Source organism: Acinetobacter sp. UC24323 (genome assembly GCF_024151445.1).
GTDB classification, from domain to species: Bacteria; Pseudomonadota; Gammaproteobacteria; order Pseudomonadales; family Moraxellaceae; genus Acinetobacter; species Acinetobacter baumannii.
On record NZ_JAHIBY010000001.1, the window covers coordinates 489,244 to 509,035 of the forward strand.

Sequence of the window (19,792 nt, forward strand, 5' to 3'; positions counted from 1 at the left end):
GCGTTCGTCCTTTGATTACTATCACTTCAAATATTGGTGATTTTACGAACATCACATTGATGTTTTCTGCATGTAGTAAAAGGACGAGACTATGATTCGAGATCAGGAAACCTTAAATCAACTTGTTGATATGATTCGACAATTTGTTGAAGGTGTATTAATTCCTCATGAGAATGAAGTCGCTGAAACAGATGAAATTCCTCAAGATATCGTTGAGCAAATGAAAGCTCTCGGCTTATTTGGTTTAACCATTCCTGAAGAGTACGAAGGTCTTGGCTTAACGATGGAAGAAGAAGTCTATGTCGCTTTTGAATTGGGTCGTACTTCTCCTGCTTTTCGCTCTCTGATTGGAACCAATAATGGCATTGGTTCAAGTGGCCTGATTATTGATGGGACCGAAGCACAGAAATCCTTTTTCTTACCGCGTTTAGCACGTGGTGAAGTGATCAGCTCTTTTTGCTTAACCGAACCGGATGCAGGTTCTGATGCGGCATCTTTAAAAACCAGTGCAGTAAAAGATGGTGATTTTTATATTTTAAATGGCACCAAACGCTTTATTACCAATGCACCTCATGCTGGTGTATTTACAGTCATGGCACGCACAAACTTTGACATTAAAGGTGCTGGCGGCATTTCTGCCTTTATTGTTGATAGCCAAACTCCCGGTATTTTTCTTGGCAAGCGCGATAAAAAAATGGGGCAAAAAGGCGCCCATACCTGTGACGTTATTTTTGAAAATTGTCGCATTCCAGCTTCAGCACTCATTGGTGGTGTTGAAGGGGTTGGTTTTAAAACTGCCATGAAAGTGCTCGATAAAGGCCGTTTGCATATTGCTGCCTTGAGTGTCGGCGCAGCAACACGAATGCTAGATGATTCTTTAAATTACGCCATCGAACGCAAGCAATTTGGACAACCAATTGCCGAATTCCAACTCATTCAAGCCATGCTTGCTGACTCGAAAGCTGAAATTTATGCCGCCAAATGTATGGTCTTAGACGCTGCACGCCTACGCGATGCAGGGCAAAACGTTAGCACCGAAGCTTCTTGCGCAAAAATGTTTGCAACCGAAATGTGTGGCCGCGTTGCTGATCGCTGCGTACAAATTCACGGCGGTGCAGGTTATATCAGTGAATATGCCATTGAACGTTTTTATCGAGATGTTCGTCTGTTCCGTCTTTATGAAGGGACCACTCAAATTCAACAAGTGATTATTGCCCGAAACATGATTCGCGCTGCGTCTTAATTAAATTTTAAGCACTTTAAAACGACTTGGAGTGCTTTTTATCAAATGTAGGTAATGGATTATGGCTACAAATTACAAAGAAGGTCTTTCTCGTATACAGCCTCATACGTGGAAAATAGCATTTATTTTTGCATTTCTAGCACTATTGGTAGATGGGACAGATTTGATGCTGCTGTCTTATAGCTTAAATAGTATTAAGGCAGATTTTGGATTAAGTTCAGTACAAGCAGGTATGCTTGGCAGTTTTACATTGGCAGGTATGGCTGTTGGTGGAATTTTTGGGGGATGGGCGTGCGATAAATTTGGTCGCGTGCGCATTGTGGTTATTTCTATTTTAACTTTCTCGCTCCTCACCTGTGGTTTAGGTTTTACCCAGAGCTTTCTTCAGTTTGGTATTTTAAGATTTTTTGCATCACTGGGTTTGGGTTCACTTTATATTGCCTGTAATACCCTCATGGCCGAATATGTCCCAACCCGTTATCGCACCACAGTACTAGGCACGCTACAAGCTGGCTGGACCGTCGGCTATATTGTTGCGACCTTGCTTGCAGGCTGGATTATTCCTGATCATGGCTGGCGCATGCTGTTTTATGTTGCGATTATTCCGGTCATTATTGCTGTTCTCATGCATGTGCTTGTACCAGAACCAGAAGCATGGCAAAAGTCTCGACTACAACAACCAGTCATGGCTCAAAACGCATCGAAAACCTCGGCATTTAAGCTTATTTTCCAAGATAAACGAAACCGTAATATGTTTATCTTATGGGCGTTAACGGCAGGCTTTTTACAGTTTGGCTACTATGGCGTAAATAACTGGATGCCGTCATATCTAGAAAGCGAACTGGGTATGAAATTTAAGGAAATGACCGCCTATATGGTAGGTACATATACCGCTATGATTTTAGGTAAAGTTCTTGCGGGTATGATGGCCGATAAATTAGGGCGTCGTTTTACCTATGCCTTTGGTGCAATCGGTACTGCTATTTTCCTACCTCTGATTGTCTTTTATAACTCGCCAAGCAACATTCTATATTTACTGGTGACCTTTGGTTTTCTATACGGCATCCCTTATGGTGTAAATGCAACCTATATGACCGAAAGTTTTGCGACTGCTATTCGCGGTACAGCTATTGGTGGTGCTTATAACGTCGGACGTTTAGGCGCTGCATTAGCCCCTGCAACGATTGGTTTCTTAGCCTCTGGCGGCTCAATTGGTTTAGGTTTTGTCGTCATGGGCGCTGCCTACCTGATTTGTGGTGTGATACCAGCCCTATTCATTAAAGAAAAAATATACGACCCTCAAAAGTCGTAAAAGATCCATCACAAAAAATCCTATAGGTCCTATGACTATAGGATTGATGGTCTAACGAACTAAACACATGGTTTGGATCGTTAGCAAGAAATAAGGAATTGACGTTTCAAAGTTATTCCTTATTTCCACGTATGTAGAGTTTATTACTCTTCATTTTAATTTTTTAGGTAAGCTTAGCTCCCAAGGGAGCTAAGCTTAAAAATATATTGGCCTAAACTATCTTTAAGGACGTTCACCCTGCTCCAAACGGCGTTCAATATCATCGAGTACATTTGGCAAATCAGCGACACTATCAATCACATAGTGAGCGCCCGACGCATTCATTTTTTGGTATGCCTTATCTTTTAGAACAATCTGTTCATCGGCCGATAATGCACTCCACTCTTCATAGCTTAAACCGACTTCATTGCCACTAATCGCAAGTCCGACGGTCCAGCATCCAGCATTTAAACCTTCATCGATACCCACCACGGTATCATCTACTTTTACAACAGTTTTGATGTCCGATACGTCGAGTTGAATTAAGTTCTTCCATAACATTTCAGGATATGGACGGCCATATTTCACGTCACTGGCAGTAACGATACAGTCTGGACGGTAGCCCTGATCGGCAGCATCTTTGACCAAGCGGCCAATCATCATGGATGCATAGCCCGTATTACTACCAATTTTTGCACCACGCTTTTTAATATTTTCAAACGTTTCCAATGCACCCGGAATTAAAGCAGAACATTTCGGAATAGAATTTAACTGGTACGGAATAAAGTCTTTATATAAACGGTCAATATCTGCTTCAGTTGCCGCCTGCCCGTATACTTCCTGCCATGCCGCTGCTACACGCGGCATTTTTAAAACAGCTGCAATATGGTCACGTTTTTCTAACCCCATTGGGGCACGCGCTTCTTCAACCGTAATTTCAACTTTATTGTCTTTAAATAAAGCCATAAAAGCTAAAATTGGTGCGCGTGAGCCAAAATCTACTGTTGTACCAGCCCAGTCAAAAACCACAGCCTGAATTTGTGTGTTGTTGGTTGTCATGATGTATCCCCTTAATTTAATAAAAATTATGCTGTTACAGCTTGGTTTAGGTGGTTTTCGCAGTAGCTCGCAATTGCAGCAAGAAGCCCTTCAATATCTTGAATATAAACTTCGCCAATATTGCCTATACGGAAGCAGTTGAGATCTGTGACTTTGCCCGGATAAATTACATAGCCTGATTTTTTTAGCGTTTCATAGAATGACTGAAAGCTAAATTTCTCGGCTGTTGGGTAAAGAAAAGTGGTAATGATGGGTGATTGTGGGCACTCTTCACCGAGCACCAATTCAAAGCCAAGTTGTTGCATACCTTTAGATAAGGTTTGTTGGTTTTGTAAATAACGTTGATAACGTGCAGCAACACCGCCTTCTGTCTCAAGCTCAAGTAATGCTTGATAAAATGCACGTACCACATGGGTTGGCGAGGTAAAACGCCATTTACCGTTATGCTGCTCCATCGTATTCCACTGGTCATACAAATCGAGACTGACCGAACGTGCCAAGCCTTTACATGCTTCTAGGCAATCACGCTTTGCCAAAATAAAGCCAAAGCCCGGAACACCTTGAATACATTTATTTGCACTTGAAATTAGAAAATCAATTTCAAGCTCAGCCATATCCATAGGTACTCCACCAAATGAACTCATGGCATCCACAATCCAGATTTTTCCTGCTGCTTTAACTAAACGGCCAATGTCTTGAATCGGATTTAAAATACCAGTGGTGGTTTCACAGTGCACACAAGCAACATGGCTAATGGTTTTATCTTCTAAAACGCGCTCAATCTCTTGTAAATCTGGTGTTTGAGTTTCTAAATAGTTCAGCTCTACAACTTCAATATTTAAGCAACGCGCCATTTGCACCATACGTGCACCATATGCGCCGTTATTAATGATCAAGATTTTGCCATCACGCGGAATAGCTGAACCAAGTACAGACTCCACAGCAAAACTTCCACTGCCTTGCATTAACACAGCCGTATATTTTTCAGGTTGGCTGGTTGCTAAGTTGACTAGACGAGAGCGAATATCTTGTACCAGCGAGTTGTATTCTTGGTCCCAAGTACACCAATCTTTTTGCATTGCACGGCGTACTGTTACCGATGTTGATAATGGTCCTGGAGTAAGAAGCAAATACTTGTTCTCTAAATCCATATCGAGTTGGGGTTGCATGTTCATAATGTTACTCATTTCTTTCGCGTTCATTTCAATATACATCAATCTGGTTTAAACCAGATGACAAACTAGTAAATATTTTGTTCTAATATTTCTTTCATAAAGCCAGCCCCTGTAGTCATGCCTTTGCCAGCTATTGCACTCACCAGAAAGATATTTTTTTCAGCTTCAGTGAAACAGGCCAACTCATGTTCATGGGTCAGGTAATAACCATTCCAGCGTTTTTGAATTGGAGGTAAAGTCAGCCCTAGTTTTTCGTGGCAGTACGTTTGAATAAACTCATTAATCTCTTCACGCTGCTCGAACTGAGGCGCTTCATTAATTGAATGGTATTCGTGGCTATCCCCTATGATCAGTTGGCCAAATTCGTTTTGTTTAATCAGAATATGAATACCGAATTCTTTAATGAAGCCTTTTTGTGACGCTTTAACTAACTCGGCATGACTTGGGCAAATTTCAAAAGCTGGATAGCGTGAAATAGATAAGCCTGAATAAAGAGAAGCATTTAGTTTTTGGTGAAACCGTTGAGTCAGGGCCATTTGTAAGCCACAACGTTTCAGATTTAAGCTTTGTAAGATATCTGGATATAAAACATCGATGACTTCGCCGTGACAGATCAAAACTTTATTTGCCCGATATGCCTCGCCACTTGCCAAACGAACCTGACAACTTTCCTGCTGATATTGGGTTTGAACAACACAGGCATTGGTATAAATCTCTACACCGTTTCTTTCGGCATATGCCAATAGTCGCTGCCCAATCACATGCGGTTCGACCGAATAATCTTCTTCAAAAACCAAACCGCCTTGAAACTGCTGCGAAGGATTTAAATAAGAAAATTGGGTGACCAATTCCTCATGGCTAAACAAATGAACTGGAATTTGGTAATCATTTGCACGCTCGGCAAACTCATTTAAAACCTGCCATTCAAGTGCCGTGTTTGCCAGATAGACACCTTGGCGTTGAGCAAACGAAATATCGGTTTCAGTTTGAATACGCTGATAAAAAGAACGCGTTTCAAGCGCGTACTTTCGCCACTGTTGCTCTGGATGGGTTAAGGTCGAAGTTCCGACCATGCCAAAATTACGGCGAGTAGCCCCTACAGGTTTGGCATTTTTCTCGAAGATACAGACTTTCAAGCCTTGTTCTTGTGCCTGTATTGCAGCGGACAAACCTAAAATACCGGCTCCGACAACAATTAAATCAAACTGTGCGTTATTCATAAGACTTCCAATTTGCGAAATTTAGGATGAACAAACCCTTGCCTTGTTGAACAAAGCATTTCGTTTCAATCGGTTAAATAAAAATTGTGTTTAGCTAAAACTTAGTGAGCGCTTTCATGCCATTGCTGACTTCTTGCCATAATTTTTCTGGTAAATAACCAGTGAATGAGTTTTACAACACATGAAGTGGTTAAAATGAGAATGCTCATCGCAACAGCAGCAACAGTATCTCCTGCATCATCCATATTTAAAACGGCCACCGCAGCTAAACTAGTGTCTGGTGAATAAAGGAAAATGGCAGCCGACACAGTGGTCATGGCATTGACAAAAATATAGACCGATACATCGCATAGCGCTGGAAAGCACATGGGCAAATACACTTTCCATAAGGTTTTCCACTTCGATGTTCCTAAAGTTTGTGCTGCTTGGTCGAGCTGTAGCGGAATTTGTTTAATCGCATTGGTTAAAGTCAGATGTGGCACGGTGTAATAATGCACAATGGTTGAAATCACCAAAATGGTCATGGTTCCATACAGCACGTTTAACGGATTACTCTGCTGGTTAAAAAACAAAATATAAGCAATACCTAGAACCAGCCCCGGCACAGCAAGTGGTAATAAAACCAAAGCTTGCACATAGTTTTTAATGAATGGATGTGCCTTAAAACGTTCGGTTAATAGTGCCACCATAAAAATCAGTGCTGTTCCAAAAACCGTACTAAAGAGTGCCATGCGAACCGAGTTAAAGTACGCTGCCCAACCGCCACCATCGACATATTCAAAACTGTAATGCGCTAAGGTCAAAGACAAATCATAAGGCCAAGACTGAATGAATGAAGCCAGCACTGCCGTAAAGATAATCAGTAAAATCGCCCCTGAAACCAAACCACAAAATAGACTCAAAACCATTTCAAGTTTTTTATTCGATGTCGCAATATAAGGTTTAGCCTGAAAGGCTTGAAAACGTGCATGACGTTTGCTTTGAATACGATCGAAAATAAAGACGAACACTGCTGGTAGCAATAACAAGATGGAAATCACCGCACCCATGCTCATGTTTTGCTGACCAATAATCTGCTTATAGACATCAAGCGCCATCATGTTAAATGACCCGCCAATGACTTTCGGAATTCCGAAATCGGTCAGCACATAAATAAAAGCCACCAGACTTGCGCTGATGAGTCCATACCGAATTGCTGGTAGTGTGACATGGTAATGCGTCTTCCAGATATTTTTACCCAGTGACAAAGATGCCTCAATTAAACGCTGATCGACACTGCGAAAAGACACCATCATCAACATTAAAATTGCCGGAAATAGCCAAAAGCAGTAACTGATTAAAATGCCGATTGGACCATAAATTTGTATATCGCCCAGCAAAGGTTTAAACACACCTTGCTTACCAAACAAATAAACCAATGCCAAAGAAGGCAAAAGTGACGGTGCTAAAATCGGTAAGAAAGCAACCAATTTAAAGAAGCCTTTGCCTTTTATATTCACATTGGTGAGTGCAAAAGCATAAATACTGGCAAGAAATACTGTAATGACAGTAGCAGCACAAGCAACCCACACCGAGTTAAATACAGAGCTGAGTAAAGCTGGACTTACAAAATAGTTATAAAAATTTTCAAGACCAACAAAATTTTGATTTTCATCAAAAAATGCAGTTTCAAACAACATCATTAAAGGAGCAATAATCGCTAAAGTTAAAGCGATTGCAACGGCTGCTAAAGCAACATTTGATCTTAATGAATATTCAGTTTTTCGACGCGGCTGTGTTTTTAAAACCGCTGAAGCAGCTTCATTTAACATAGTGCGTACCCTTGTTCGTCAAAGACATGAATGAGCTGATTAGGCACTTTTATAAACATCAGTTCTTGCAAAGTTTTGAACTTGGTATTTTCAATTTCAATTTGCAAAAGGTGTTTTTCCTGCTCAATTCCATCGATATGAATAGCGCAAAATAAACGACGCTTGGCACCTAAAAATTCAGTGCTTAATACTTTAACCGGCAAATACAACGACTCTTTATCACTACCAAAATCATCAACCAACTCAACAGCTTCCGGTCTAAAACCAATACTGTAGTTTTCCCCTGCTTTAAGTTTTTGCTGCTCCAAATTTAGAGGAATAAAACCCAAAACCTCGAGCTGATTAACGACCGAACAAGTGGCTTTTAAAAAGTTCATGGTGCCAATAAACTTAGCAACGAATTGGGTTTGTGGCTTGTAATAAATATTATGCGGTGTATCAATTTGCTCAATGACGCCATGATTCATCACCACCACACGATCAGAAATGCTTAATGCTTCTTCTTGATCGTGTGTGACCATAATGGTTGGTAAATTAAGCTGCGATTGAATCGAACGGATCTTTTGTCTAAGGTTTAGACGTACCTGAGCATCGAGTGCAGACAATGGTTCATCCAACAGTAAAATATCAGGCTTCGGTGCAATTGCCCGAGCAAGCGCAACACGTTGCTGCTGCCCACCCGACAATTGGTTTGGATATTTTTTAGCAATATCGGGTAATTCAATCAGCTCTAATAACTGTTGAACCCGTTGGCTACGCTGTGCCTTATCCCACTTCTTTTTGTCTAAGCCAAAAGCAATATTTTCTTCTACATTTAAGTTTGGAAATAACGCATAGTTCTGAAACACAATGCCGCAGTGACGCTTTTCAGCGCTCAGCAACGTAATGTCCGTGCCCTTTTTTATGACTTTTCCATAATCAGGCTTTTCTAGACCCGCAATGATGCGTAGCAATGTGGTTTTACCGCACCCTGAAGGGCCCAAAAAGCTCACGAATTCGCCTGCTTTCAGGTCTAAGTTAATATGACTTAGGGCCTGAAAGTGTTGGAACTTTTTTTGAATATCCACCACTTCTAAAACCGAAGGGCCATGTTCAGGATATTTATAAGTCGTTAATGTCGACAATAAATGCCCTGCGAACTCGCCCTTTTGGTTTTGACCTAGCAGCGATGATTGCAATAACGAAGGTATTTGCATAATGAGGCCCTTATCCAAAAGATCACTTTTCAAAACGCTTTGACCATTCAGCCAAAATACGTTCACGCTGCTCGGCCGCCCAATAAAAATCATTTTTTACGAGCATTTGAGGAAGATTTTTCGGGAAGTCCATAGTGGTATTTTCAATGCCTTTATAAGCTACCATTGAAAAGTTATGGGCATAGGCTTCATTTGCCGCTTTGCTTACCGACCAATTTATAAATTTCTGTGCGCTGCTTAATTTCTTGGTTCCTTTCACAATTGCTGAGGCTTCCATTTCCCAGCCTAAACCTTCAGTTGGATAAACCACTTCTAAAGGCGCACCCTCTGCTTTTAATTTAAATGCCGGATAACCAAAAGAAACCCCAATTGGAATTTCACCTTGTGCTGCCATCTTGCAAGGTTTTGAACCCGAGTGAGGATATTGTGAAATGTTTTTATCCAAAGCCTGCATATAATCCCATGCCTGCTTTTCACCCCAAATTTGCATCCAAGCCGTGACATCCAAATAGCCTGTGCCACTCGAAGCCGGATTTGGCATCACAATCAGGTTTTTATAAATTGGGTTGGTTAAATCTTTCCAAGTTTTTGGAATCGGTAACTTACGTTTTTCTAATTCGACTTTATTGACACAGATTGCAGATTCCCATGCATCCATACCCGTCCACGTTGGTACAGATTTTTGACTTACAAATTCCGATTTTAGATTTTGCACGCCTTCAGGTTTAAAAGGCTCGAGCATGTCTTTTTTTTCCATGACCAGCAAACTGGTTAAAGCCACACCAAAAACCACATCCGCTTGTGGGTTTTTCTGCTCTGCCAAAAGTTTCGCGGTGATTACACCAGTTGAATCACGTACCCATTTTACTTTGAGTTCTGGATAGGCTTTGTGTAATTCTTCTTGGTATTGCTTAAGCTGATCGGCTTCCACTGCCGTATAGACTGTAATTTCTTCTGATTGTTTTGATGTTGCTGATGAACATCCCATTTGAATAGTAACTACTACACCTAAAATTGATGCAGTGCCGAGTTTAATTGTCTGTTGAATATACTTTTTCATCTGCAAACCATCGAATGCAATTATTTGATGATCGTATTTCAACAGCTTTATATGACAGTTTAATTAATCTGGTTTAAACCAGATTGCATTTTTATGCTCGCGCTTCGAAATGTAAATCTAAAACATCGTGTAGCCAATATTCTTGGTCAACATCGGTAATCACGCCCTCTTCATTTCTGTTGCTACGGCAAATATATAAACCGAGCGCGCCAACATTCACATGCAGTGCTTTGGCCTGCTGTTCCGATAAAGCCGTTGGATAGAGGTTAATGTCAGCTCTGGTGATATGGCAGTTATATTGATTTGCCATCAGTAAAGTAATGGATTGCTTGAGATCATGAGTTAAAAACTCGGGAAAAAGCTCGGCATTCACACGTAAATGTTCAACCAAAACAGGTCGACCATTAATACAACGACGTCGCCAAACTGAATAAATCGGATGCCCTTTTTCAACTTTTAAATGTTTGGCATCCCAAGAAGTAGCTGTCGTTAGCTCACTCGAAATCACTTCTGTCGAAGGTTCATAACCTTGTTCAATCACGAACTGATTAAAGTTTTTAGTCGACTGTGGGTGATAAATAATACGAGGAGAACGAACATACCAACCACGGCGGTCTAGTCGATAAATCAGACCATCAGTTTCCAAAGCCAGTAAAGCTTCACGTGCAGCCACTCGTGTGGTTTGGAATTGTTCCGAAAGTACTCTTTCCGAAGGGAGTTTTGCGTGGGCTTCTAATACGCCAGATTCAATATCATGGGCAATTGCATCGCGAATAGGAATATATTTAGGTATGCGTGCTTGGTCCTGTTCCATACAAACTTAGAATTTATAAATAAAGAAATTAATAGCAATATACTGAAAAAATATGACAAAAGCTTTTATTAATGCTGATCTTTTAAGCAAAACAATCTCTTAAGCTAGTACGGCCCACTTAAATTTTTCTATAAAAAAAGAGCATTTTTATGCCCTTTTTATTTTTACTTAGTCTTTAGCTGGCGTGCTTAAAACTATCAATTTGCTTAATTTCATAAGGCAACCCGACATAGTTTTCAGCCAAGGTTGTTTTACCTGCGATCGAGCCAAGTACATAACTTAACTCGGCTTGTTTAATCTTGTGATCAAACTCACTTTCAGTTTCAAAACGATGCAATAAATGAGTCATCCACCAAGAAAAACGCTCTGCTTTCCATACGCGTTGTAGGCATTTTTCAGAGTATTCATTTATCCCTTGTTCGGAACCTTCGGCGTAATATTCAATGAGTGCGCTTGATAAATATGCAATATCGGAAGCCGCGAGATTGAGGCCTTTTGCTCCTGTCGGTGGAACAATATGCGCAGCATCGCCTGCTAAAAATAGTTTTCCGAAACGCATTGGCTCGGTCACAAAGCTACGTAACGGCGCGATACTTTTTTCAATAGAAGGTCCTGTCACTAACTTTTCACGGCTTTCAGGGTCTAGGCGGTTTTTTAACTCATCCCAAAACTTTTCATCCGACCAGTCTTCGACGTGATCTGTTAAAGGGACTTGTAAATAATAACGGCTACGTGTTTCTGAGCGCATACTACATAAAGCAAATCCCCGCTCTGACTGTACGTAAATGAGTTCATCAGCTACAGGTGGCACATCGGCCAACACCCCTAACCAGCCAAACGGATAAACTTTTTCAAAGGTCTTAATTTTATCTTCAGGCACACTGGCACGGCAGACACCATGATAGCCATCACAACCTGCTATAAAGTCACACTGAATTTGAAAGGCTTTACCTTGGTACTCAAACTCAACTTTTGGTGCAGTGTAGAAATCTTTCACTTGTACATTGTGAGCTTCATAATATGAAGTGAGCTGCTCTGCTTCACGCGCAGTCATTAAATCTTTGGTGACTTCGGTCTGACCATATACAGTCACTTGTTTACCACCTGTGAGTGCAGCCAAATCAACTCGATGCAATTCACCATTGGTTAAGATTTCGATGCCTGAATGCGGTAATCCTTTTTCTTTTAAGTTTTGGTCAACGCCTGCTTGTTTTAGTAAGTCGACTGAAACTTGCTCTAAAATTCCTGCGCGAATCCGTGAAGCCACATATTCAGCACTACGTTGCTCAACAATAATATGATCAATTCCAGCTTTATATAGAAGTTGCCCAAGCAATAACCCTGCTGGTCCAGAACCAATAATTGCAACCTGTGTCTTTAAAATATCCATAACTTCATCCTTGTTTCATCCTGACTTTTAAATTACTGGCTTTAAGTTTTGTTCACTATGTATTCAAGACGAAAATAACCGTTTATCATTTAGTTTGTCCGAATAGCGGACAGAAACAACCAAAATAACAGGAATGAAAGGATGCCTTCTCTCGATGCTTTTCTAGAGCACCCGAACTCGCATGAGAAAATTCGTCAAGATGACTACATTGCAGGATTAGCAAAAGGCTTGGCTTTACTGGAAGCTTTTGGAACAGATCGCCAGCGGCTTAATGTCACTCAAGTGGCAGAACGAACAGGTATTAGTCGTACAGCGGCAAGGCGTTACCTAAAAACTTTAAAATACTTAGGCTATTTAGAAACCGATGAACATTACTTTTGGCTCACTCATCGCGTGCTGCGCTTTTCGAGTTCTTATCTAAGCTCTGCCCACCTGCCTAAAGTTGCTCAATCATTTTTAAATCTTTTGTGCGCGCAGACGTCGCTGACTTTTTCGATTGTGGTGTTAGACGATAACGAAGTGGTGCCGATTGCCCGTAGTTATTTACCACAGCAAGATAATTTGCGCGTTAGTCCTTATGGCATGCACTTAGGAAACCGTCTCCCTGCCCATGCCACTTCCACGGGTAAAGTATTGCTGGCAGCACTACCTGAAGAAGCCCAACATACGTGGGTAAAAAATTACGGTTTAAAACGCTTAACGCCTTTTACCATAGTAGATGAGTCAAAGTTTTTTGAAGTGCTTAAGGGTATTTCGTTATCGGATTATTGTCTTTCTAAAGAAGAACATGAACTTGGTGTAATTGCGATTGCCGTGCCCGTTTTTAATGCACAAGGTCAAGCAGTGGCAGCACTTAACTGCATGTCTCAAACCAACCGCATACAAGAAGATTATTTGGTTCAGCAAATTTTGCCATTGCTACGCAACACGGCAAATGAACTTAGAAATGTAATTTAAATAGACTTAGAAACTCTTGTCATCAATTAGAGGTACAAGAGTTTTAACTCATAATTTTAAATAGCGAATTCTTTAACTTGCTGGCTTGCCAAATCTAAAGCATTGCTGCGATAGGCCTGCATGTCTAAGCCTTCTGCATAGATAAAATCGACGTCATGAATGCCCATTAGCCCTAACACTGCTTTGAGATAAGGCGTGACTGCCTCAGTTTCTTGGCCGACATGAATACCACCCCGACTACTTACCACCACCGCTTTTACGCCTTCAACCAAACCTTGAGGATAAGTTTCGGTGTAGCGGAATGTTTGTCTTGCTCGTGCCACCAAATCAAACCAGTTTTTAAGTTGAGTCGGGACATTTAAGTTGTACATGGGTGCGCCAATGACCAATAAATCAGCGCTTTTTAATTCAGCAATTAATTCATCAGACAAAGCAACGATTCGTTGAATGTCTTGATTTACATTTTCAGCCCCACGAAGCGCCTGAAAGATTTCTAAATCTAATACAGGCAAGTTCATTTCAGCTAAATTGCGTATGGTAATGTCATCTTGCAAACCTTGGTCTTTACGGTGTTCAAGCATTACATCGATTAGACGATTGGTTTGTGAACCCTCACCCATAATGCTGGATTTTAATACCAATATTTTAGCCATGACTGTCTCCACGTTTTTGATGAAGCCATATTAACTCCACAATAAATTCAACAGTGATGATATTATTTCTTTATATTGGTTCCTTTTAGGCAACAATCATGCAACATGAGCTAAGTGCAATTTCTATATTTGTGACTGTGGCTGAAGCTGGAAGTTTTGTTAAAGCTGCCGAGCAATTGCATTTAACTCGCTCAGCTATAAGTAAAAATATTGCTCGGCTGGAAGAACAGCTTGGTGTGGCTCTATTTAAAAGAACAACACGTTCACTGAGCATGACTGACGAAGGCGCTTTGTTTTATGAACATAGCCGTCGAGCGTTAAGTGAAATACAAAATGCGGCGGCTTTATTAGACCAAGGCAAAATTAACGCAACAGGCCGATTAAGAATGTCTGTGCCAGTTCTGTTCGGGCAACTTTTTGCTGCCCCGCTCATGGTTAAATTTGCTCAGCACCATTCGGACTTACAGTTAGAAATTTCATTTAATGACCGAAATGTAGACTTGATCGAAGAAGGTTTTGATTTATGTATAAGAATCGGGGCATTGCCTGACACCACTCAGCTCGTTGCCAAACCGATTGGTGAGCATCGAATGCTACTTTGTGCCTCACCTGACTATTTAAATAAAACAGGTCCTTTAGAACATATTGAAGACTTAGAGCATCACGCCACGATTGCCGATCCGCATTTTGGTCAAATGCAGAAATGGCGACTTCAAAAGGAAAATGACGAGCCTTTATTTATTAAACCGAAAGCAAAACTTCTTTTAAATGATCTACAAGCTATTAAAAATGCAGCGCTTGCTGGAGCTGGTATCGCTTGGCTACCCGACTGGCTCAGTCAAAATGAATTACAGGACGGTAAGCTGGTACAAGTGTTAGACACCATGTCTAGCATTGCTTTTCCGATTCATTTGGTATGGCCTACACTGCCTTTTATGCCACTAAAAACCCGCCTTGCAATTGATTATTTGGCGCAGCATTTACCCTCTAAACTTAACAAACAAGCTTAAAATAAATAAGGCCTCGTCCACTTGAACAAGGCCTTTTTTAATTATTTAAAGGCAACGTTTATTGCTCAGATTCAAATTCTTTAATTGCCTCTTTAGCAATTCGAAAGCTATCTACAGCAGCAGGGACGCCACAGTAAATTGCAACCTGCAAAAGCACTTCACGAATTTTCTCTTTAGGTACACCATTTCGAAGTGCACCTTTAACATGTAGTTTTAATTCATGCGGACGATTTAAAGCTGAGATCATTGCCAAGTTAATTAAACTGCGCTCAGGCTTACTTAACTCTTCACGCCCCCAAACAGCTCCCCAGCAATATTCAGTGACTAATTCTTGAAGAGGAAGGCTAAATTCATCGGCATTGTTGATTGAATTATTTACATATTCTTCACCAAGAACTTGTTTGCGGATTGCTAAACCCTTTTCAAATTTTTCATTACTCATATATTCAATCCTCCAAACAAGGTGTATTTAATTTCCAGATAATCTTCAATACCGTATTTAGAACCTTCACGCCCCAAACCAGACTGTTTAATTCCACCAAAAGGCGCAACTTCATTTGAAATAAGGCCTTTATTAATTCCGACCATGCCATACTCAAGCTGTTCACTCATTCGCCAAGCACGGCCTAAATCTTTGGTATAACAATATGCGGCTAAACCAAATTCAGTTGCATTTGCCATTTCAACTGCTTGTTGCTCGGTTTCAAATTTAAATACAGCTGCTAGCGGACCAAACGTTTCTTGGGTTGCCACATCCATATCAGCGGTAACATCTGCAATTAGTGTCGGTTCAAAAAATAATTCACCCGCAGTATGCCTTTTACCACCAATCACAAGACGACCATTTTTATCTAATGCATCTTGAATATGAGCTTCAACTTTTTTCACCGCATTGGCATTAATTAATGGCCCAATGTCATGCCCAGCTTCTAATCCATTACCAATATTAAAGTTTTGGATTTTTTGGCTTAAGGCAGCAATAAATTTTTCATAAATACCCGCCTGCACTAAGAATCGATTGACGCAGACACAGGTTTGCCCTGCATTTCTAAATTTGGCGATGAGTGCTCCCTCAATTGCTGCATCTAAATCGGCATCATCAAATACAATAAACGGTGCATTGCCACCCAATTCTAAGGAAACTTTTTTTAAGGTTTTTGCTGAACGCTCAAGCAACATTTTGCCAACTGGTGTTGAACCCGTAAAAGTAAACTTGCGTACAATATCACTTTCAAAAATTGCATCACCAATATGAACTGCATCACCTGTAATCACACTAAAAATTTCAGCAGGCACGCCCGCTTGCACAGCTAAGTCCACTAAAGCCAAAGCAGTAAAAGGCGTTTCTGGTGCCGGTTTTACAATACAAGGACAACCTGCCGCCAAGGCTGGAGCAACCTTACGCGTAATCATGGCAGCGGGAAAATTCCACGGCGTAATAGCTGCAACGACGCCAATAGGCTGTTTATTTACAACAATACGAGCATCTGGATATGGGCTTGGAATAATATCTCCATACACTCGTTTTGCTTCTTCGGCAAACCATTCAATAAAACTGGCAGCATATAAAATTTCACCCTTGGCTTCAGCTAAGGGCTTTCCTTGCTCACTCGTTAAAATAAAAGCCAATTCATCTGCATTTGAAATAATTAAATCGAACCATTTTTTTAAAATAATTGATCGATCTTTTGCTGTTTTATTTTTCCATAGCGGCCAAGCTTCTTTGGCAGCTTCAATGGCACGCTCGGCTTCAGCCTTGCCCATATTTGGGACAGTACCAATAACCTCTAATGTCGCCGGATTTAAAATTTCGGATGTTTGTTGATGGTCTGCATCGCACCACTTTCCAGCAACAAAAGCTTGCTGACGAAATAAAGCGAGTTCATTAAGCTGCATGATCATTATCCTATTAAGATCTTCTGCATTGATAGTCGAGCGATACATAAATTAAATAGCTCACCATCAACTTTGTATTATGGCATACCAAAAATTAATTTAAAAAATTTTCGGTATGCCCGAATGTTTAAATGTATTTAGAAATAATAAAACAGCGTTAAGTTAAGCAACTTATTCCACTGGTTATCATCTCCTTTTGCCAATGAATCTTGAGTCCCACCAATGAATGGATCATTTTTACTCATGATGTATTCAGCCACCAAAGATAGCTGTTTATGGTCAATAGACACACCAATAATATTACGAATCGAATCTTTCATACTGTCCTGATCTTTATCGTACTGACTGTACATAAAGTACGGCGTAATGTTTCCAATCTGCTTAACATTTTTGAAAGAGTAGCCCACATCTGCCGTATAGAAAGTTCCTTTGTTAGCTACATAATATTCACTGTCGTAAGAGCCCATGAGCGACTGATTAGGATTAAGCTGGTCCTGATTAGTTACATCATTTTTACCGCCAGTAAGGGTCACATTAAAATTGCCATAATTGGCTTTACCAAAAAGTGCCCATGCATGACGGCGCCCATCACTCGAAGCAGCTTTATTTTCAATATCGGATGTCCAATATGAGCCACCCAGCTGTGTGGTTAAACCATTAATTCCAAGATTTATATCTTGAGTCACTCGGCCTACCCACATGTTCTTTTCTTGCAAATCGGTTTTATTCGGATCGTCTGAACTCACATAATTTGCAGTGTAGCGACCTGAATCTTGGGTAGAGCCTGTGTAACTTCCACCATCTACCGCAAAATACCCCACATCAAACTTGGTTGCTGTCGGCAATTCAAAATGATAATTCAAACCAAGATTATGAACGTCTTCTAAACCTGCGGTTGTGCTCATACTTCCATATAGGCTATTGCCCCAAAAACGTCCCGGTCCAAATGGAATCGGCTGAACACCTGCCACCACTTGATCTGTTTTATTTAATTTGTACCCTACATAACCATCAATTAAGGTTGAAAAATCACATAAACGGTCATATTGATAACAACGATATTCCGCATGACCAAATAACGGTCCACGCTCGTAGTCCAGTTTTAACTGCGCAGCATCAAAACGAATTTTTTGATCAGAAGCAGACTCTCCATAGTGTTTATCTTGATAGTTAGCGCGAACATAGCCGGATACGGTGAGCTTGCCGTATTCATCATCGGTGTTTCCAAAACTTATACCTGCGTAACTCGGATAGATTACAGCCATCAATGCTGTGCTTAGAGCCACTTGTAAATAGCTTTTTTTCATTGTCGGATTCCTTTCACTACAATGCTTATTGAGGTAATTTTGCGTTTAATGCAGGTGCAGAACATTTAATCTTTCCTAGATTAAAGACGTAATACACCACCAGACTCACCACCAATCCAATGACCCATGAAATATCCGCATCCGGAATTACATCAGCCAATGCACCTGTGAAAAACGCATTTTTTAAGAACGGAATTTGTACCGCAATCCCAATGAAATAAGCCGTAAGCGCTTTTGCATTAAATTTGCCGTAAATACCACCATCACGTGCAAAGATGGATTGAATGTCATAAGACTTTTTATTTACCACATAGAAATCTAGTAAATTAATAGACACCCATGGCACCAAAATAAATAACAGAGCAAAAATCACATTCAAGAAGAAACTAATAAAGTTACTTGATGCCCAAAGCGCCGTTAAAGTCGCTAGAACTAACACAATGATTGATAACACGACTCGGATATTTCGGCTTGGCATCCACTGCCCTGCAAAAGTCTGAATAGAGGTAATACAAGAAAGAACCGCGCCGTATAGGTTCATGGCATTATGACCAATGATATTGCATAAGAACAAAATCATAAGAACATAACCGAACAGTCCAGTACCTGACTTTACTGCTTCCATGGCATCTGTGGTTGAGCCAATACTGACCGCAATCGTCCCAAATGCCATCGCAAAAATTGTTCCTAACGATGCGCCTAAATAGGTAAAGATAAATGGCTTATAAATACCAATCGACTTCGGCAAATATCGTGAATAGTCTGAGGTATAAGGCGAGAAACTAATTTGCCATACCGCACACAAACCAAACATGGCAAACCAGCCTTTCATATTGAAAGAGCCTTTAGCAAGTACATCTGCATTAATATGCGGCACCATAATCATGAGGCCAATGAGCAACGAACCACCCATAAACCAAGTTCCAATTTTATTGAACTTATGAATAAAGTGATAACCAATCACGCCTATTGTGGTTGCTGCAATTGCACCAATCACGGTTGCGGTCGGCACAGGAATGGCAGGAACAACGGTATGAAGTGTTTTGCCTGACAAAATAATGTTAGAGATGAAAAAACCTAAATAAATGAGGGTGGTAAACAGTACAACCAGCAATGCCCCATAACGTCCGAACTGTGCGCGGCTTTGAATCATTTGAGGAATGCCGACCTGCGGACCTTGTGCAGAGGTTAAAGCTAAAATCGCTGCACCAAAAAAATGTCCGCAGCAGATCGCAAGCAATGCACTTACAATATTGAGGTTAAAGGTTAAAATTGACATTGCACCCGTAATCACGGCGAGCGGTGCAATATTGGTACAAAACCATAATGTGAATAGATCGCGAACTTTCCCATTACGTTCAGAGGGAGCAACATAATCAATGGAATGACTTTCGATAGCGAAAGCATTATTGCTATTTTCGTTTTGGCTCATATCCTTAATCTCTCTTTGAGGAATTCATTTCCTCAACATCAAAAAATCTGCCCAGCCAAAGCCATTTCAATATGACTCGGCTTCATCTTTTTATTTCCTTTTACAAACAGCTCATTTCTCTGTTTGTGTTGTTTTTGCCAAGAAAAAGGTAAAGCCAGTCCGATCAATACTTGATTAAGCATCGATACATCTAGTTTTACGTTTTCAACTATTTAAAGCTTTAGGCGATTGCTGAGTTTGACTGATTCATTTTTTCATCCTTGAAATTAAAATCCCGT

The 19,792-nt window shown here is 40.6% G+C and carries 18 protein-coding genes; 4 read left to right on the top strand and 14 right to left on the bottom strand.

The genetic code is table 11. The features are described 5' to 3' along the window. Nucleotides 1–91 precede the first annotated feature (91 nt). Together KNQ97_RS02330 and KNQ97_RS02335 are read left to right on the top strand one after the other, a co-directional pair. Nucleotides 92–1,243, top strand: a complete 1,152-nt coding sequence (locus KNQ97_RS02330) for an acyl-CoA dehydrogenase family protein (protein ID WP_109267375.1) — start codon at nucleotides 92–94, stop codon at nucleotides 1,241–1,243. Nucleotides 1,244–1,304: 61 nt separating this feature from the next. Continuing rightward, the gene (locus KNQ97_RS02335; protein WP_253611746.1) at nucleotides 1,305–2,555 is read left to right on the top strand and encodes an MFS transporter; all 1,251 of its coding nucleotides are present in this window, start codon (nucleotides 1,305–1,307) and stop codon (nucleotides 2,553–2,555) included. 222 nt (nucleotides 2,556–2,777) lie between these two features. Here the strand turns inward: KNQ97_RS02335 and phnX are convergent, their stop codons facing one another. The 8 genes from phnX to pobA all read right to left on the bottom strand — a co-directional run bounded on the left by phnX (nucleotide 2,778) and on the right by pobA (nucleotide 12,259). Then, complete coding sequence (gene phnX / locus KNQ97_RS02340) at nucleotides 2,778–3,593, bottom strand: phosphonoacetaldehyde hydrolase (protein WP_000210529.1); 816 nt, start codon at nucleotides 3,591–3,593, stop codon at nucleotides 2,778–2,780. A gap of 26 nt (nucleotides 3,594–3,619) precedes the next feature. Next, nucleotides 3,620–4,807 (bottom strand): 2-aminoethylphosphonate--pyruvate transaminase, encoded by a 1,188-nt coding sequence (phnW, locus tag KNQ97_RS02345; protein ID WP_005132327.1) that lies wholly within the window; start codon nucleotides 4,805–4,807, stop codon nucleotides 3,620–3,622. 26 nt (nucleotides 4,808–4,833) lie between these two features. Further along, nucleotides 4,834–5,988 (bottom strand): TIGR03364 family FAD-dependent oxidoreductase, encoded by a 1,155-nt coding sequence (locus KNQ97_RS02350; RefSeq protein WP_253611747.1) that lies wholly within the window; start codon nucleotides 5,986–5,988, stop codon nucleotides 4,834–4,836. A gap of 101 nt (nucleotides 5,989–6,089) precedes the next feature. Beyond that, on the bottom strand, nucleotides 6,090–7,799 hold the full coding sequence (locus tag KNQ97_RS02355) for a putative 2-aminoethylphosphonate ABC transporter permease subunit (RefSeq protein WP_253611748.1): 1,710 nt from the start codon (nucleotides 7,797–7,799) through the stop codon (nucleotides 6,090–6,092). Beyond that, nucleotides 7,793–8,995, bottom strand: a complete 1,203-nt coding sequence (locus tag KNQ97_RS02360) for an ABC transporter ATP-binding protein (protein WP_253611749.1) — start codon at nucleotides 8,993–8,995, stop codon at nucleotides 7,793–7,795. Before KNQ97_RS02360 ends, KNQ97_RS02355 begins: the two co-directional genes overlap by 7 nt. 22 nt (nucleotides 8,996–9,017) lie before the next feature. After that, nucleotides 9,018–10,055 (bottom strand): putative 2-aminoethylphosphonate ABC transporter substrate-binding protein, encoded by a 1,038-nt coding sequence (locus KNQ97_RS02365; RefSeq protein WP_253611750.1) that lies wholly within the window; start codon nucleotides 10,053–10,055, stop codon nucleotides 9,018–9,020. Between the two features lie 91 nt (nucleotides 10,056–10,146). Further along, nucleotides 10,147–10,869, bottom strand: a complete 723-nt coding sequence (locus KNQ97_RS02370) for a UTRA domain-containing protein (protein ID WP_000434324.1) — start codon at nucleotides 10,867–10,869, stop codon at nucleotides 10,147–10,149. Between the two features lie 175 nt (nucleotides 10,870–11,044). Next, entirely contained in the window at nucleotides 11,045–12,259 is a 1,215-nt protein-coding gene (gene pobA / locus KNQ97_RS02375) for a 4-hydroxybenzoate 3-monooxygenase (RefSeq protein ID WP_253611751.1), read from the bottom strand. Between the two features lie 141 nt (nucleotides 12,260–12,400). On the opposite strand from pobA, the gene pobR reads away from it, so the two are divergent. Then, entirely contained in the window at nucleotides 12,401–13,216 is an 816-nt protein-coding gene (gene pobR, locus KNQ97_RS02380) for an IclR family transcriptional regulator PobR (RefSeq protein ID WP_001139492.1), read from the top strand. Nucleotides 13,217–13,272: 56 nt separating this feature from the next. On the opposite strand, the gene KNQ97_RS02385 is transcribed toward pobR, so the two are convergent. Continuing rightward, a complete protein-coding gene (locus KNQ97_RS02385; RefSeq protein ID WP_001062882.1) occupies nucleotides 13,273–13,869 on the bottom strand; it encodes an NAD(P)H-dependent oxidoreductase in 597 nt (198 codons plus the stop codon). 98 nt (nucleotides 13,870–13,967) lie between these two features. On the opposite strand from KNQ97_RS02385, the gene KNQ97_RS02390 reads away from it, so the two are divergent. Then, nucleotides 13,968–14,879, top strand: a complete 912-nt coding sequence (locus KNQ97_RS02390; RefSeq protein ID WP_021510308.1) for a LysR family transcriptional regulator — start codon at nucleotides 13,968–13,970, stop codon at nucleotides 14,877–14,879. A gap of 58 nt (nucleotides 14,880–14,937) precedes the next feature. On the opposite strand, the gene KNQ97_RS02395 is transcribed toward KNQ97_RS02390, so the two are convergent. The 5 genes from KNQ97_RS02395 to KNQ97_RS02415 form a co-directional block, all read right to left on the bottom strand. Then, nucleotides 14,938–15,321 (bottom strand): carboxymuconolactone decarboxylase family protein, encoded by a 384-nt coding sequence (locus tag KNQ97_RS02395; protein WP_021510307.1) that lies wholly within the window; start codon nucleotides 15,319–15,321, stop codon nucleotides 14,938–14,940. Next, a complete protein-coding gene (locus KNQ97_RS02400; protein ID WP_253611752.1) occupies nucleotides 15,318–16,775 on the bottom strand; it encodes an NAD-dependent succinate-semialdehyde dehydrogenase in 1,458 nt (485 codons plus the stop codon). The genes KNQ97_RS02395 and KNQ97_RS02400 overlap by 4 nt, the downstream gene beginning before the upstream one ends. Nucleotides 16,776–16,912: 137 nt before the next feature. Further along, nucleotides 16,913–18,082 carry a hypothetical protein gene (locus KNQ97_RS02405; protein WP_253611753.1) on the bottom strand — a complete coding sequence of 390 codons (1,170 nt, stop codon included), beginning with the start codon at nucleotides 18,080–18,082 and terminating at the stop codon, nucleotides 16,913–16,915. A 25-nt stretch (nucleotides 18,083–18,107) separates the two neighbouring features. Continuing rightward, nucleotides 18,108–19,514 carry a cytosine permease gene (locus KNQ97_RS02410; protein WP_000081163.1) on the bottom strand — a complete coding sequence of 469 codons (1,407 nt, stop codon included), beginning with the start codon at nucleotides 19,512–19,514 and terminating at the stop codon, nucleotides 18,108–18,110. A 38-nt stretch (nucleotides 19,515–19,552) separates the two neighbouring features. Then, the gene (locus KNQ97_RS02415; protein ID WP_218663872.1) at nucleotides 19,553–19,696 is read right to left on the bottom strand and encodes a hypothetical protein; all 144 of its coding nucleotides are present in this window, start codon (nucleotides 19,694–19,696) and stop codon (nucleotides 19,553–19,555) included. Nucleotides 19,697–19,792: the final 96 nt, after the last annotated feature.